The following is a 16,079-nucleotide window of genomic DNA, read 5'->3' as shown; positions in this document are numbered from 1 at the left end:
CGACAGGACGATGTGTTGCCGCACCGACGCCGCCGTGTCCGCGCCTACGCAGTGACGGACATGGCGGCGGTGCGGAGCCTCGACTCCAGCTTGAGCCACCAGGCTCACAGGGCTTCGATCAACGCATTGAATGTCGCGGAGGGGCGCATGGCCTCGGTGGCCAGCTCGTCGTCGACGTCGTAGTAGCCGCCGAGGTCCACCGGCTCGCCCTGGACCCCGTTGAGCTCGTCGAGGATCTGCGACTCGCGGGCGGCGAGCTCGGTGGCGACGTCACCGAATCGGGCGGCGAGCTCGGTGTCCTCGTCCTGACGTGCGATCTCCTCGGCCCAGTAGCGGGCCAGCCAGTAGTGCGAACCACGGTTGTCGATCTGACCCAGTTTGCGTGCCGGGGAACGGTCGTTCTCCAGGAAGGAGCCGATGGCACGATCCAGGGTGGATGCCAGCACCAGTGCCGTGGCGCTGTCGCCGCTCTGGCCGATGTGTTCCAGGCAGGCGCCCAAGGCGCAGAACTCTCCCAGGGAGTCCCATCGCAGGTAGTTCTCGGCCAGGAACTGAGTGACGTGTTTGGGGGCCGAGCCGCCCGCGCCGGTCTCGAAGAGTCCGCCGCCGGCCAGCAGCGGGACGATGGACAACATCTTGGCGCTGGTACCCACCTCGAGGATCGGGAAGAGGTCGGTGAGGTAGTCACGCAGGACGTTTCCGGTGACCGCGATGGTGTCCTCACCCTTGCGAATCCGCTCCAGGGTGAACGTCATGGCGTCGACCGGGGCCAGGATGCGGAGGTCCAGTCCTTCGGTGTCGTGCTCGGGGAGGTACCTGCGCACCTTCGCAATGACCTCACGGTCGTGGGCCCGGGCCTCGTCCAGCCAGAACACCGCCGGGGTGTGCGACAGACGAGCACGTTCGACGGCCAACCGCACCCAGTCGCGCACCGGAACGTCCTTGACGCGGCTCATCCGCCAGATGTCGCCGGTCTGCACCTGCTGGCTGACGAGCACCTCGTCACCCGCACGCACCTCGACGGTGCCGTCGCTGGGGACGACGAACGTCGTCGGGTGGGAGCCGTACTCCTCGGCCTTCTGGGCCATGAGCCCGACATTGGGCACGTCGCCCATGGTGGCCTGGTCGAAGGCACCGTGGGCGCGACAGTCGTCCAGGATGGCCGCATACATCGTGGCGTAACTGCGATCCGGGATGACGGCCAAGGTCTCCTGGAGCTCGCCCTCGGGATTCCACATGCGCCCGCCGTCGCGCACGACGGTGGGCATCGAGGCGTCGATGATGACCTTGTTGCCGGCGTGCAGGTTCGTGATGCCCGCATCGGAGTCCACCATCGCCAGCGCGGGGCGTGCCGCGAGCTCCTCGGCGATGGCCATCTGCACCTCCTGGGCCGTGTCGGGGGGCAGCTCCTCCAGCCGCTCCAGAAGGTCTGCCAGGCCCAGGTCGGGGTTGGCTCCCACCTGGGCGAGGTCGTCACCGTAGCGCTCGAAGACGTCGGCGAAGAACGTCTTCACGGCATGGCCGAAGAGCACCGGGTCGGAGACCTTCATCATGGTGGCCTTGAGGTGCAGGGACCACAGCAGTCCCTCCTGCTTGGCCTGGTCCAGGGTGTGGGCGTAGAAGTCGTCGAGTTCGGCCACCGACATGTACGTGGCGTCGACGATCTCCCCGTCGGAGGTCTCCAGGCCGGACGTGAGCACGGTACGCGTCCCGTCGTCCGCGACATGGACGATGTCGAGGCGCTGCCCGCGGGAGACGAAGGATTCCTCGTGGTCGTAGAAGTCGCCGTGCTCCATGTGGGCGACGCGCCCTGCCGACTGTGGCGTCCACTCGGCCATGGTTCGCGGATGGGCCTTGGCGTAGGCCTTGACGGCAGCAGGTGCACGTCGGTCCGAGTTGCCCTGCCGCAGAACCGGGTTGACGGCCGAGCCAAGCACCTTGGCGTAACGAGCGGCGATCTCGCGCTCCTCGTCGGTCTGGGGGGAGTCGGGACAGGAGGGGATGTCGTAGCCGTGCTGCTGCAGCTCGTCGATGGCCGCCTTGAGCTGGGGCACCGAGGCGGAGATGTTGGGAAGTTTGATGATGCTGGCGTCTGGTGAGCTGGTGAGTTCGGAGAGCTCGGCAAGGTTGTCGGGCACCCGGGCGTCGTCGTCCAGACGCTCGGGGAACTGGGCCAGGATCCGTCCGGTCAGGGAAATGTCGGATGTGACGACGTCAATGCCGCTGCCGTCGAGGAATCCCCGCACGATGGGCAGCAGTGAGTACGACGCGAGGGCAGGGGCCTCGTCGATCTTGGTCCAGACGATGGTTGGCACGATCTCCTCCTTGAAATGTCGGAACCGACGTCATCCAGACTACCCAAGGATCGCAACTATCTCGACATCAAGATAAAATCTTCCCCGGTGGATGGTACGCCGCATCGAGCGACCCCACGCCCGCCAGACGCCAGGTGATACTTCCCCACCACAAGTCCGGGGCCAGTATCGTCACTGACATGGCTACAGCGCATCCCACGGACGAATCTGCCCACTGTCACACCGACGAGCTTGACACGAGAACCGACACCGACGAGCTGGTCGTCACCTGGACCTGCCAAGACCGACCCGGAATCGTGCATGCGGTGACGGGGGCCTGCGTTCAGGCGGGCGGCAACCTCACCGAGCTGCAGCAGTTCGCGAGTGCCGACACCGGCAATTTCTTCATGCGTCTGCAGGTGGAGGGCGTGGAATCCGCCACCGTGATCGAGCAGGCACTGCGCGAGGTGGCCACCCGATTCGACGCCCAGCTCCGGGTGGACCGGCTGGGACGCCCCATGCGCACCCTCATCCTGGCCACGAAAGCGCCGCACTGCCTGTCCCATCTGCTCTTCAATCGCGACACCGGTCGTCTCCCGATCGACGTCGTCAGGGTCATGGCGAATCACCCCGACCTCGAGCCGATCGCGCAGTTCCACCAGATCCCGTTCGCCTGGCAGCAGGTGACCAGGCAGACCAGGGACGCCTTCGAGACTGCCGTGCTCGACGTCGTCGACGAGTACGACGTCGAGCTCGTCGTCCTGGCGCGCTACATGCAGATCCTCTCGCCGCGGATGTGTGAGGCCCTGTCGGGACGGTGCATCAACATCCATCACTCGTTCCTGCCTGGTTTCAAGGGGGCCAACCCCTATCTGCAGGCCCACGAGCGCGGGGTGAAGCTCATTGGTGCCACGGCACATTTCGTCACGGGTGACCTCGATGAGGGGCCGATCATCGAGCAGCGAGTGGAGCGCGTCGACCACGCGCAGACCGTGCGTCAACTCACGGCCGTGGGTCAGGACACCGAGTCGACGACCCTCGCCGAGGCCGTGCGACTGTTCTGCGAGCACCGTACCTTCTTGGACGGTCGCCGTACCGTGGTGTTCCGCTGACCCTCGAGCGCCGAGCCTCGTGTCGATCGTCCGGCGGAACCGCGCCAGGCCGCAAATCCGCTCATCTCACGTCACGTTTGGTTGACACACCGGTGCAAATACCCTCCCGGCGAGCACCGAGCGAGCCGCTGCGGGTACAGTCGTGGGTACAAGTGTCATCGACGACTCCAAGGAGAACCTCATGAGCACCGCCCCTGTCAAGATTGCCGTCACCGGCGCCGCCGGGCAGATCTGCTACAGCCTGCTGTTCCGCATCGCCTCCGGCTCGCTGCTCGGCGACACCCCCATCGAGCTTCGTCTGCTCGAGATCACCCCTGCCCTCAAGGCCCTCGAGGGCGTCGTCATGGAGCTTGACGACTGCGCCTTCGGCAACCTCGTCAACATCGAGATCGGCGACGATCCCAAGAAGATCTTCGACGGCGCCAACGCCGCCTTCCTCGTCGGTGCCATGCCGCGCAAGGCCGGTATGGAGCGTTCCGACCTGCTGTCCAAGAACGGCGCCATCTTCACCGCCCAGGGCAAGGCCCTCAATGAGGTCGCCGCTGACGACGTCAAGGTGCTGGTGACCGGCAACCCGGCCAACACCAACGCCCTCATCGCCGCCACCAACGCCACCGACATCCCCAACGACCACTTCGCCGCCCTGACGCGTCTGGACCACAACCGCGCCAAGACCCAGCTGGCCCGCAAGGTGAATGCCTCGGTCAACGACATCAAGCACATGACCATTTGGGGCAACCACTCCTCCACCCAGTACCCCGACCTGTTCCACACCGAGGTCTGTGGCAAGAAGGCCAGCGAGCTGGTCGAGCAGTCCTGGATCGAGAACGACTTCATCCCGACCGTTGCCAAGCGCGGCGCTGCCATCATCGACGCCCGTGGCGCCTCCTCGGCCGCCTCGGCAGCCAACGCCACCGTCGAGTGCATGCACGACTGGATGCTCGGCACCCCGGAGGGCGACTGGGTCTCCATGTGTGTCGAGTCCGACGGCTCCTACGGTGTGCCCGAGGGCCTCATCTCCTCCTTCCCGGTGACCATCACCGACGGCAAGCCCTCCATCGTCCAGGGCCTGGAGATCGACGACTTCTCCCGCGCCAAGATCGACGCCTCCGCCAAGGAGCTCTCCGACGAGCGCGACGCCGTGCGTGAGCTCGGACTCATCTGAGGAAACCACACCTCGTTGAATTCAGTGGGGAGCGCCTTCCGGGCGCTCCCCACTGCCATGTCCAGAACCTTCACCACCTGGAGCTCCGGGGCTCGCACGTCACATGCCTACTTGGCACATGTCTGCCAGAACGAGGATCTCCTCACAGCGACATCACGCAGCACACCGCCGTGCTGTGACCAGAACCTGCAACACGACATTTCACCGTGAGAAAATCGCTCATTTTTTCATCAGGCGGCATTCTCCTTCGGTGAACTCATGACATGGCCCAGTGGTGCACAAATGGTCTTTCGCTGCACATTTGTTCATGACTTTACGGCAGAAAACTGCACCAACGGCCCAAAACCGCGCAAATCCTAGCTTTGCTGACAATAAATTCGTACTGTTGTGTTCAACAGCATCCACAGGAAGCGGCGCAGTGGCCGTCACCTGACCATCTCAGCAGCACTTGGAGAACTACCATGTCCACCATTGTCGAACCAAAAAACCATACTACTTCTGAATCGCCTTCGACAACTGGTGTTTTCGATGATGTCGACGCAGCAGTTGCCGCTGCACGCAAGGCTTTCGAAACCTACTCGTCGTGCTCCCTCACCCAGCGCAGCACCTTCATCGACGCCATCCGCAAGGCGGCATCCGCAGATGAGGCTCTGAACTTCATGGCCACGTCGGCCGTCGAGGAGACCCAGATGGGCAATGCCCGTCACAAGGTTCTCAAGAACTACTACGCCGCCACCCGCAGCCCCGGCATCGAGGACCTCACCATTCAGGCCCTGCAAGGCGATTCCGGACTCACCACCCTGGAGTACGCCCCCTACGGCGTCATCGGAGCCATCGCGCCGACGACCAACCCCACCGAGACGATCATCTGCAACACCATCGGCATGCTTGCCGCCGGCAACACCGTCGTCTTCAGCCCTCACCCACGCGCCAGGAAGATCAGCATCTGGCTGGTTGACGTTCTCAACCGCGCGATGGTGGAGGCGGGTGCCCCGGAGAACCTCATCACGATCATCTCGACCCCGTCGGTGGAGAACACCAAGAAGCTCATCAGCCACCGTGACATCTCCATGCTCGTCGCCACTGGCGGACCACAGATCGTCAACATGGTGCTCACCAGCGGCAAGAAGGCCATCGGCGCCGGATCGGGCAATCCGCCCGTCCTCGTCGACGAGACTGCAGACCTGGCCAAGGCTGCCCACGACATCGTCACCGGCGCGAGCTTCGACAACAACCTGCCGTGCACCGCGGAGAAGGAAATCATCATCGTCTCCGAGGCCCTGCCGACCTTCATGGCGGAGTTCCAGAAGGCGGGTGCCCAGGTGATCAGCGAGGAGAAGCAGATCGACAAGCTGCGCACCATGATCCTCAATGAGGAGCTGACCCGTCCCAAGACCGAGTGGGTGGGCAAGGATGCCTACGACATCCTCACCGCCGCAGGAATCGAAGCTGAGCCCGACGTCAAGCTCGTCACCATGATCACCGATCCGCAGGATCCGCTGGTGCAGGTGGAGATGCTCATGCCGGTCGTGCCGGTCGTGCCGGTGACCGACTACGAGACCGGAATCGACATGGCCGTCGATCTGGAACACGGCAACCGACACACTGCCGTCATGCACTCCCGCGACGTGCGCCGACTGGACGAGATGGCCCGCCGCATCCAGACGACGATCTTCGTGAAGAACGGCCCGTCCTTCGCAGGTATCGGAATCGACGGTGAGGGATTCGCCACCTTCACCATCGCCGGCCCGACCGGTGAGGGGCTGACCTCGGCTCGAAGCTTCGCACGCCGTCGCCGCTGCGTCCTCGAGTCCTGATCCCCACCGCGGGCTCCACCCCCGCCACGGGCTCCACCTGGGGCAGTATCTGCTTGCGTGCGACCCATGGTCGCCGCTTCGGGGGAACCGAACCGATCACCACTGTGGGCTGGTGTCATCTCGTATGGCACCAGCCCATCCATGTCGACAGGTCCGCACGCCTTGGCACCTGGCGCATTGTGCGCGGAGGCCTGCACCGGGACTGCAGAAGCGTGTCGGGAGCTCTCATGACAGCGCCAGCCCCAGCCAGGCGTGGAGCGCCGACCGTGCCCAGCAGGCGGTGAGCAGTAGTTGGGTGGTACGATCAGTTGGATGGTACGAGGAGGGTGACGAGCATCATCACGGCCCCCAGACCGAGCAGAATCGTCACGTCCATCCATCGGCGTCGTACCACGAGCAACCCCGCACAGTGCGCTGGCAACACCAGCCGCAGCAGTCCAGCGCCCATGACGCTCGCCGCGAAGATCATCGAGCCACCGAGCCAATGGCCGGTGGCCGTGGTGATGATGGAGGCCACGACCCCAGCGAGCACGCATGTCAGCGCCCACGGCGAGTCATACTCCCGTGCGTGGGCCGAGGCGGATCGCTTCGGGGTGCTCACACCGCCCTCGGCCCCATCGCACGCGTCGTGCTGGTCGTCCAGGTTCATGCTCCGGCGCGTTTGGCTGGCGGTACGGGGCACATCGGCGTCAGCCTCTCCCGTGCCCAGTCCACTCGGCGCAGCCCGGTCCCCTGGGGCCTCGTCCGGCCCTTTCATCGGGCAAGCTGCTCGGCCCGGTCGACGACGTTGGACAGCAGCATGGCGCGTGTCATGGGGCCAACACCGCCGGGATTGGGCGAGACCCACGCAGCCTTCTCCCAGACGTCCTTGGCGAAATCACCCAGGATCTTGCCCTGCGCCGACCGAGAGACGCCGACATCGACGAGCACCGCACCATCCTTGATCATGTCGGCATCGATGAGTCCGGGCCGGCCAGCGGCACCGACGACGATGTCCGCCTGCCTGGTGTGCGCTGCAAGGTCTCGGGTACCGGTGTGGCACAGGGTGACAGTGCAGTTCTCGATGCGCCGGGTGAGCAGCAGTCCCAGCGGACGTCCCACCGTGGTGCCTCGTCCGACGACGCACACCTCCTTGCCGGGAAGCTCGATGCCGTGGCGGGTGAGCAGTTCGACGATGCCTCGCGGGGTGCAGGGCAGCGGGCCAGGCTCGTTGAGCACGAGACGCCCCAGCGAGTTGGGGGCCAGGCCGTCGGCGTCCTTGTCGAGGTCGATGAGCCCCAGAGCCCAGTTGGTGTCGATGTGTTCGGGCAGTGGCAGCTGGACGATGTATCCGGTGCAGGCGGGGTTCTCGTTGAGTCCGCGGATCTCGGCCTCGAGCCGGTCCGCGGTGACGTCTGCGGGCAGATCGACGCGAATCGACTCGATACCCACCTGGGCGCAGTCGCGGTGCTTGCCACCGACGTACTGGTGTGAGGCGGGGTCGTCACCCACGAGCACGGTGCCGAGACCGGGCACGACCCCCTTGGCCCGCAGCGCGGTGACCCGTTCGGCCAGTTCTGCCTTGATCGCGGCCGCAGTGGCCCTCCCGTCGAGCTTCTGAGCAGTCATCGGTGTCCTCCTGAGTGCCGTGGCAGGAACAGGTCCATCCTTCCACGTCCGGACTGCGCCGAGCCACCTGGCCACGTTCTGGTCACAGAACCTTCCATGCCATCTGGGCTGTGCGTCTGCACTCCGACACACCAGAGACTTCGTACCAGGGGGACTTCGCTCCAGGATCACCAGAGCCCGAATGACGTCCGGACCGACCGGCAGAACATCGTCGTCGGTGACCACTCGATTCGACGTCCACTCACCGTGTCAAAATGGGTTCGTGCGTTTTCTCAACGATCAACCCACCTACGACCTGACCTACAGCGACGTCTTCATGGCCCCCAACAGGTCGTCGGTCGGATCGAGGATGAATGTCGACCTTTCCTCCACCGATGGCCTGGCCACCCCATTGCCGATCGTCGTAGCCAACATGACGGCCATCTCGGGCCGCCGTATGGCCGAGACGGTGGCGCGGCGAGGCGGGATCGCTGTGCTGCCCCAGGACATACCGGTGCCCTTCGTGTGCCGATCCATCCGCCGGGTCAAGGACGCCGACACCCGGTTCGACACCCCCATCACCGTTGATCCGCAGATGACGGTGGGGCAGGCCATGAACCTGCTGCAGAAGCGTTCCCACGGTGTGGTGCTCGTCGTGGACGACGACCGGCGTCCGCTGGGGCTGGTGAGCCCCGACGAGGCGGATGGGATCGATCGCTTCGCCCAGGTGGGTGAGGTGATGACCAGCGACATGACGACGGTGGGCCCCGACGCCACCTCCGACGACGTCTTCACCTCCTTGGCCGATCACCACCAGAAGGTGGCCGTCTCGGTGGACCCGGATGGACGACTCATCGGCATCATGACCTCCAAGGGGGCGCTGCGCACCGCGATCTACCCGCCAGCCGTCGATCCGTCCGGCCAGCTCATGATCGGCACCGCGGTGGGCATCAACGGTGACGTCGCCGGACGTGCCACGGCGCTGCTGGAGGCCGGATCCGACCTGCTCGTCATGGACACCGCGCACGGTCACCAGGATCGTATGATCGAGGCCTTGGGCATTGCGCGCAAGGTACGTGACGAGTTCGAGGCCCGTACCGGCCGCCGCATCCTCATCGTGGCGGGCAACATCGTCACCCGACGCGGCACCCTGGACCTGCTGGAGGCCGGTGCCGACATCATCAAGGTGGGCGTGGGGCCGGGAGCCATGTGCACCACCCGCATGCAGACCGGGGTGGGACGTCCACAGTTCAGCGCGGTGCTGGAGTGCGCCGACGCCGCTGCCGAGGCAGGCGGGTCCATCTGGGCCGACGGTGGGGTGCGTCACCCCCGTGACGTGGCTCTCGCCCTGGCGGCTGGCGCCGGCTCGGTGATGATCGGATCCTGGTTCGCCGGAACCCACGAGTCCACCGGCGAGATGAAGGTCGATCCACAGGGGCGGCAGTACAAGGAGTCGTTCGGCATGGCCTCGGCCCGTGCCGTGCGGCACCGCACCCGGTCACGTTCGGCCTTCGACCGGGCTCGGGCAGCACTGTTCGAGGAGGGTATCTCATCGTCCAAGATGTACCTGGATCCGCAGCACCCGGGGGTGGAGGATCTGCTGGACTTCATCACCTCGGGAGTGCGCTCCGCCTGCACCTACGCCGGCGCACGAAACCTCGTCGAGTTCCACGAGAAGGCCGTGGTGGGCGTCCAGTCGCCGTCGGGCTACGAGGAAGGCCGCCCCGTGGCATCGTCTTGGGCGTGACTCGGGAAACTCATCCTTCACCTACACACCATGATCGAATGGTCATCTGTAATGAGACTCGAACACCAAGGGTGACCTCCGGATGCATGACGTGACAAGACTCCCCAGAAATACCATTGACGTAAAAGTATATGCGCTGAATCCACGTCTTCTGAGCACAAATGCAGCCACAGCTGGAACAGCTATCATCAGCACATTGTCCAGCACGGCTTCATTGGTCATCAGACCAAGAACGCAGCCCAAGCATATCCCTATGACAAGATTTTGAACAATCTCATCTCGAGAAACCATGTATGCTTCTGGGATGAAAATCCCAAAAAAGGGAATCAAGATCAATATACATGCATACGACGGGATGAGATATCGCTGTGCTTGGCGCGTTGGAGCGTTGCCACAATCATCGCCAAGCATGGCGTCACAGCGACGTAACGCCATTTGATGCATCACAGGAGCCCATGTGATCGTGAAAACCAAGAGCTCTACGACCCACAGATAGGGGGAGACGGTGCTTCCCCTGACGTTGGTAAGGAACCTAGTCGACGCAGAAAACATGAAGAATGCTCCAATTGACCAGACTCCTGCGATAGAGAAAAGTATTAACATCGCCGCAGCAATTATGGAAAACATCACCATTCGTGACTCCAACTGTGGTAAATTGCCACGGATCGCTGGATGAATCAGCGTGACTATCATGGTGCCTACAGTGACCACGATCCTGATGTAAAAATCCTTGACGAGATACTTCTTCATGATACCCCGATCATGCCTCCCACTTTAGCTTTGACGGGGTCTGTTATGACGTTTAGCGCTCCATCCTCTGCTATTCCACGCCAAAGAAGTTTGGCATTGTTCCCGCTGGGTTCGAACAGACCATGCAGCGTACGAACGCCAAAGCTTGAGTTCTTGATAGTGACAACGTTGTGCTGAGATGAGAACTTGGAACTCACCGTTACCGACAATAAGGTGTCCCATGTACCCGAAAAGGCCGCTCCAGCAGGTGAGACCTGTTTCCCACTAATAACATCATCCACGACCGATCCGCTTGCAGAAGCTCCGAATGTGATCGCATATTTAGCAGCCTTTGCTGGAGCCGAGGTCGCCGTGAACTGTCGATTCTTAAATACTCTTTGTGTTTTGGCTATACTGCCTCCCGCCACATCAGCAGTACCGCTAATTGCTCCCGTGACTGCCCCAGAAGTGATGGCCCCTAAGTATCCTCGGGTTGTTTTCTCCCCGGGTTCAACAGTGTAATCAATGGCTGATGCTATTGCCCCTGAAGATGCATTGACACTGGCCATAGTGCGAAGTCCTGCAACAGCACCTTTTGATGCGTTGATGGCAACAGTATTAGCCCAATTCCCAAATCCACCAGTGAAAGCTCCGCTAGCTGCGGCCAATGCGACATCGCACCAGTTCACTTTGCCAGTAGACAGCTTCTCTATGGCAATCGTCGATCCGGCACCGATCGCAGCATTGCTCACGGCTCCTACAAGGAGTGCCATACCAGCTCCAGTACCGACACCGCTGAATGTGAGCGCGATGCCGCCCGCTATCAGAGCCCCTGCAATGACGTAGTCCTTGTTGCGGTTCCACCAGCCCTGCGTATCGATGCTGTGGGCAAGGTCATTGAGTTGAGCATCGGTGACCGGATGCAATCCGGTGGGATCAATGAGGTTGAGGGGATCATTGGCGGCATAGTTGTACGGATTGCTGGCCCAGAGCGCACCTGAGGGGGGAATGGCAGGATCGGGCGTGAGAAAAGCGGAGGTGGCAGGATCATACAGACGCACGCCCCACCACGGATGGCCAGCAACACTCAATGCCGCGCCCACGAAACCAATGGTGTCGTCCAGACCAGCAACACTGTCAAACACCGGCTGATACGGATCTGCAGATTCGATGGGTGTGGTGGCCCGCCACAAATCGGCACCCCCACCGGACATGACCCCCAAGGTGCGGTCCCCTGGCACCGGGAGAACCGGACGGCCCCCGATGGAAGTGGGATCGCCAGTGACCAGATCCCAATCAACATGCACACACCGACCATCAGCAGTGACGTCAGAAAGATTGCCCAAGGCATTGACGTGGGTGATGACATCATGACTGACATCGGTGTATCCAGCCAACCAGCCACGCCCATCCCAGCTGTAGTCACGTCTACCGCCATCACTGCTGGTGGCGCTGACACGCCGTCCGCACTGGTCGTAGCTATAACAAGTCTCCGTCACGGCGTCGTCACAAGTACGGTTGACGGTGCGCGCGAGACGACCGGCAGAATCCCACGTGTGACATGTCTCAGCATGAGAGCCATCCTCAGCTTCGACGCTATGCGAACACAAACGTCCCACCGCGTCATGAACCCACCTGTGATGACTACGAGGACCAACGGCATCCACGAGGGATCCACTGTGGTCGTAGCCGTAGTGGTAGGCACCCGCAGGAGTATCGAGACCCGTGACACGTCCGTGATCGTCCCGCCGAATCCTGGTGGTGGCACCGTCGACGCTGTGAGTGGAAGCGGCGTGGTCCCAGTGATCATGGTGGTCAGGGGTACGAACGTCAACCAACCGCCCAGCCACGTCCCAATCCAAGTCGACGACACCCAGACGCGAATGGGTGATGGTGCCGGGCAAGCCATCAGGGCGGTATCGATAGGACACGACTGAATGAGTGTCGTCGGCACGGATGAGACGTCTGTCGGAATCCCATACCCACTCGTGATGATCCACCACATCGTCATCGTTGGTGGTGATGTGGGTCAGGGGCAGTCCACGCGAGTCGAAAGTGATGGTGTGGCGCTGTGGGACGTCGGGGTTGGTGTGGTCGGCAATGTGGAGGGTATGAGCATTGATGTCCCAGCTGGTGCGGGTGGACATCTCACCGTTGATGGTGACGACCTCCACACCGTCGATCGTCTCGTAGCCAGTGGTGGTACCATCAGGGGCCGTGTGACTGGTCAAATGTCCAGCATCATCCCACGTGTACTTGGTGGTGGTTCCATTGGGGTGGGTGATCTCGGCAAGCTGATCCAGATCAGTGTAGCGATAGGTGGTCAAGGCACCGGTGGCGTCGGTGCAGATGACCAAACGCCCACGCTTGTCCCAAGCGTAACGATGTACACCACCGGTCGGATCGACCGCGGAGATCAAGTGGCCGGCCGCGTCCCAAGTGAAGTGACGGGTTGCGGCGACAGGGTCCCAGATACGGATGGGCCGACCACACGCGTCATAACAGGCACTGTAGGTGACGACATCACCTATGGTGGTGCGGATGAGGCGTCCAGCCGCATCCCAACTGTGGCAGGTGGTCTCACCGGTCGGGTCGATGCGGGTGGTCAGCCGGCCATCTGCGTCATAGTGGTAATGGGTGGTTGCTCCAGCGGGATTCGTCATGGTGGCGAGCCGACCGGTAGCATCGTAATCATAGCGGTGGACAAGCCCGCCGGGGCTGGTCACGGTAGTCAGCCGACCTGCGGCGTCATGATCGAACCGGGTGATTGCGCCAGTGGAGTCGGTGAGGGCTGTGGGCAGGCCACACTCGTCGTAGTCGATGCGTTCTGTAGCACCGAACACATCCGTGGTGGAGGTGAGCCGACCATAGTCGTCCCATGTACGAGCGGCCACCACCCGTCCGGTGGCATTGGTGACCTGATCTTGGTGCCCCTTGGTGGTCAACGACTGGCGTACCCCGGTCGGATCAACCACTGAGGTGATGTCACCATTGACGCCATAGTCGGCACGCCACCGGCCCCCGGCTGGGTCGGTGAGTTGACACAGCCTGGACATGGCGTCACGCAGGAATTGCCACTGTACTCCGCCGGGCAGCCCGATTGCCGACAGATCACCCAGCCCGTCATAGGCATACGTCGTCGTGGCACCTGCTGGATCGGTGATCGAAGCCACTTGGCCATCAGGACACCACGTATAGCTCGTCTGACCACCGTCAGGTGCGGTCACCGTCTCCAGATTCCCGGCTGGATCATAGCTGTAGACCCAGTGCGCACCATCAGGATCGACCCGACTCACCAGATGTCCAGCATCGTCATACGACAACACGGTACGGTACCCCAACGGGGTGATCGTCTCCCGAATCCGTCCAGCCTGGTCATGAAGGATTCGCCACGTGTCACCAACCCCGTTGGTCACACCCGACAGTTGGCCGAACTCGTCATAGTCGAATCCAACCTTGGCACCCGTCGCGTCCACCAATTCACGCAGTAGGCCTTGACTCCATGACATGGCGGTGGCGTTATCCTTGGCGTCCACTGCACGCACTGGGTCACGGTCCAGTCCCTCGTATTCCAAGCGCAGTCGTGTCATGCCGTCGGTTGAGACGGTGGCAAGCCGGTCACAGTCGTCCCAGCCGTATTCGATGACTCCGCCGGTGGCCAACTGGGTACGAGTACGTCGACCCCGGCCATCATAGCTGTGCCGGGTCACCGCACCAGCCCGGTCGGTGAGGTGGATCATGTTGCCGAATGCGTCGTAAAGCATCGAGGTGCGCTGCCCATCGCAGTCGATGATACCGACCGTGCGGCCTCGCGCGTCAGAGATCCACGTGTTAGAGTGGTGCCCGTCACCGTCATCGGCAACCGTCACCCCGCCGGGAAGATACACCATGCGGGTCTGATGGCCACCGGCAACCAGTTGGGTCCGGATGCGGCCCAGCGAATCGAACGTGTTGGCACACTGCACCACACCAGTACCGTCCAATACCTCGGTGAGCAACCATCCGTCCCACTGGTAACGCCACACACCGTCAGGACGCCTTACCACGGCCAGGCGCCCTTGGGAGTCATAGTCGTAAAACACCTGCCGACCATCGCCAGCCATCACCGAGGTCAGACGCCCTTGTTCATAGGTGAAGTTCAACGCACGACCCCACCCAGAGCGCAACGTGGTGATCACACCGTCCACGCGCTCGACCCACACCAAGTCGACTGGTCCATGACCAGCGGCCAGCCAATTGCCATCGGCATCAAAGATCCACCGGCCACCCTCGTTGTCAGACACCTGCCACACCAGACCAGATAGTCCAGCTGCATCGAAGCCAGTCACATCGGCGCCTTCACACTGTGACACCCACATGTTGGCACGTTCGGCACGCCACACCGGCGACTCACCACTGCCAGAAGCGGTATCGGCAGAGGCTGAAGTGCTATTGGTGATGCTGCTGGTAGCAGTGTGCGGGAAGATGATGTGGCGGCCATCCCCACGAACCCACCTAACCTGGCCAGACTCGATGAGCAGCCGTTGATCGACCGTGGAAGCCCACCCCGGCCCCAACACTCCACCAGGCAGGGGCACCTCGCTCTCGGTCAAGGCTGCTGCCAAGGTTGAGTTGTACAACCGGGAGAACACCAATCCATGACTGACCCCACCAAAATCCAAGTCTGTCTCGGGAGCCACGAAATTACCCGTTGCCGAGTTCACCGGATCCTCAATGTAACCCGTCGTGGGATCAATACCACCCAGCGTAGGCGAGTCCACCCTCAGATCTTCTCTGTCCCGATTCACTCCGGCAGACTGCAACGCAGCATCCAGCGCCGCATCGGCCAATGAGATTACCCCGGAACCACCAGCAGCACGAAACGCCTTCGCCACCGCTTCCAGCCACGTCACATCATCATTGTTGTACCCCACCCAGCAACGGTAATGACTGAACAACGTACCAACATCCAAGTCACCATACTGGCATTTCGCACGAAAGGTCTCGTAATCAGTCTCCAACACCCCAGCAGGCGTCACCTGCTGGTTGGCAGCATGAATTTCCCTCGCCGCTCCCGACAAGCTCTCTGGAATCGCGCTGGACACCCCACCAGAGGGCCCTCTCAGCCCCGTATCGGTCTGCCGCACAGATACCTTCCCGACAGACACGAAACGCTTCTCAGGGGGCGTTGCCCTGGGTAGGATTGATGGATCGAACTCCTCGTCACCGAGGATCTTGTCTCCAAGCTTTTCCCACCAACTGTCATGACGAGACGCATAGTCGCGCACTGCCTTGCGGCGTTCGTCCTCCTTACGCGCTTCCTCAGCAAGGTAATCCACCTCATCGGCAGCTTCGCGAAAGGCAGCGGCGAACTCAGCCGCATCTTCAGAAGCCACTTGCATGTTCCTCTTGAACACTTGCGAGAAGAAACCTTGGAACTCACCCAGTGCCATGCTCGCAGCATGACCACGCTCACCATCGAACGTCATCACCTTGGATGCAGCCTCACGCAAAGCAGCCGCGAACTCGATTGCCACGCCCGAATCAAAATTCACAGAATCCTGATAGTCACCCAATCCATTCAGGTCAACCATGGAAACCTTCCCAACAATAGATGACGAATGCTGCAAGCATCACACGATCACCACT

General features: G+C 62.2%; 10 protein-coding genes. 5 read left to right on the top strand and 5 right to left on the bottom strand.

Going from position 1 to position 16,079, the window contains the following annotated elements; translation table 11 throughout:
- Positions 1 to 104: 104 nt before the first annotated feature.
- On the bottom strand, positions 105 to 2,315 hold the full coding sequence (locus CKV91_RS03670) for an NADP-dependent isocitrate dehydrogenase (RefSeq protein WP_021104735.1): 2,211 nt from the start codon (positions 2,313 to 2,315) through the stop codon (positions 105 to 107).
- A gap of 179 nt (positions 2,316 to 2,494) precedes the next feature.
- On the opposite strand from CKV91_RS03670, the gene purU reads away from it, so the two are divergent.
- The 3 genes from purU (at position 2,495) to CKV91_RS03655 (ending at position 6,388) form a co-directional block, all read left to right on the top strand.
- Entirely contained in the window at positions 2,495 to 3,406 is a 912-nt protein-coding gene (gene purU, locus CKV91_RS03665) for a formyltetrahydrofolate deformylase (protein ID WP_095141074.1), read from the top strand.
- 181 nt (positions 3,407 to 3,587) lie between these two features.
- Positions 3,588 to 4,571 carry a malate dehydrogenase gene (locus CKV91_RS03660; protein WP_065860877.1) on the top strand — a complete coding sequence of 328 codons (984 nt, stop codon included), beginning with the start codon at positions 3,588 to 3,590 and terminating at the stop codon, positions 4,569 to 4,571.
- Between the two features lie 461 nt (positions 4,572 to 5,032).
- A complete protein-coding gene (locus CKV91_RS03655) occupies positions 5,033 to 6,388 on the top strand; it encodes an aldehyde dehydrogenase family protein (protein WP_021106018.1) in 1,356 nt (451 codons plus the stop codon).
- 304 nt (positions 6,389 to 6,692) lie between these two features.
- On the opposite strand, the gene CKV91_RS03650 is transcribed toward CKV91_RS03655, so the two are convergent.
- The gene (locus CKV91_RS03650) at positions 6,693 to 7,037 is read right to left on the bottom strand and encodes a DUF3017 domain-containing protein (RefSeq protein ID WP_021106019.1); all 345 of its coding nucleotides are present in this window, start codon (positions 7,035 to 7,037) and stop codon (positions 6,693 to 6,695) included.
- Positions 7,038 to 7,141: 104 nt separating this feature from the next.
- Positions 7,142 to 7,996, bottom strand: a complete 855-nt coding sequence (locus tag CKV91_RS03645; RefSeq protein ID WP_021106020.1) for a bifunctional methylenetetrahydrofolate dehydrogenase/methenyltetrahydrofolate cyclohydrolase — start codon at positions 7,994 to 7,996, stop codon at positions 7,142 to 7,144.
- Positions 7,997 to 8,258: 262 nt separating this feature from the next.
- Here CKV91_RS03645 and CKV91_RS03640 point away from each other — a divergent pair, with 262 nt between their 5' ends.
- Positions 8,259 to 9,722: a GuaB1 family IMP dehydrogenase-related protein gene (locus CKV91_RS03640; RefSeq protein ID WP_021106021.1), complete on the top strand. Its 1,464-nt coding sequence runs from the start codon at positions 8,259 to 8,261 to the stop codon at positions 9,720 to 9,722.
- A 42-nt stretch (positions 9,723 to 9,764) separates the two neighbouring features.
- Here CKV91_RS03640 and CKV91_RS03635 read toward each other — a convergent pair whose 3' ends face one another.
- Together CKV91_RS03635 and CKV91_RS09750 are read right to left on the bottom strand one after the other, a co-directional pair.
- On the bottom strand, positions 9,765 to 10,472 hold the full coding sequence (locus CKV91_RS03635) for a hypothetical protein (protein WP_021106022.1): 708 nt from the start codon (positions 10,470 to 10,472) through the stop codon (positions 9,765 to 9,767).
- Positions 10,469 to 15,535 (bottom strand): DUF6531 domain-containing protein, encoded by a 5,067-nt coding sequence (locus tag CKV91_RS09750; protein ID WP_231933834.1) that lies wholly within the window; start codon positions 15,533 to 15,535, stop codon positions 10,469 to 10,471. Before CKV91_RS09750 ends, CKV91_RS03635 begins: the two co-directional genes overlap by 4 nt.
- A 159-nt stretch (positions 15,536 to 15,694) precedes the next feature.
- Here CKV91_RS09750 and CKV91_RS09350 point away from each other — a divergent pair, with 159 nt between their 5' ends.
- Entirely contained in the window at positions 15,695 to 16,048 is a 354-nt protein-coding gene (locus CKV91_RS09350; RefSeq protein ID WP_021106024.1) for a hypothetical protein, read from the top strand.
- Positions 16,049 to 16,079 lie beyond the last annotated feature (31 nt).

Source organism: Cutibacterium granulosum, assembly GCF_900186975.1.
Taxonomy (GTDB): Bacteria; Actinomycetota; Actinomycetes; order Propionibacteriales; family Propionibacteriaceae; genus Cutibacterium; species Cutibacterium granulosum.
This window is presented reverse-complemented; position numbering and strand designations above follow the sequence as displayed.

Bases quoted from the DNA above. Each gene is read 5' to 3' on its own strand.
- purU (WP_095141074.1), top strand. From the start codon at position 2,495: ATGGCTACAGCGCATCCCACGGACGAATCTGCCCACTGTCACACCGAC.
- CKV91_RS03660 (WP_065860877.1), top strand. From the start codon at position 3,588: ATGAGCACCGCCCCTGTCAAGATTGCCGTCACCGGCGCCGCCGGGCAG.
- CKV91_RS03655 (WP_021106018.1), top strand. From the start codon at position 5,033: ATGTCCACCATTGTCGAACCAAAAAACCATACTACTTCTGAATCGCCT.
- CKV91_RS03650 (WP_021106019.1), bottom strand. From the start codon at position 7,037: ATGAACCTGGACGACCAGCACGACGCGTGCGATGGGGCCGAGGGCGGT.
- CKV91_RS03645 (WP_021106020.1), bottom strand. From the start codon at position 7,996: ATGACTGCTCAGAAGCTCGACGGGAGGGCCACTGCGGCCGCGATCAAG.
- CKV91_RS03635 (WP_021106022.1), bottom strand. From the start codon at position 10,472: ATGAAGAAGTATCTCGTCAAGGATTTTTACATCAGGATCGTGGTCACT.
- CKV91_RS09350 (WP_021106024.1), top strand. From the start codon at position 15,695: ATGACGAGACGCATAGTCGCGCACTGCCTTGCGGCGTTCGTCCTCCTT.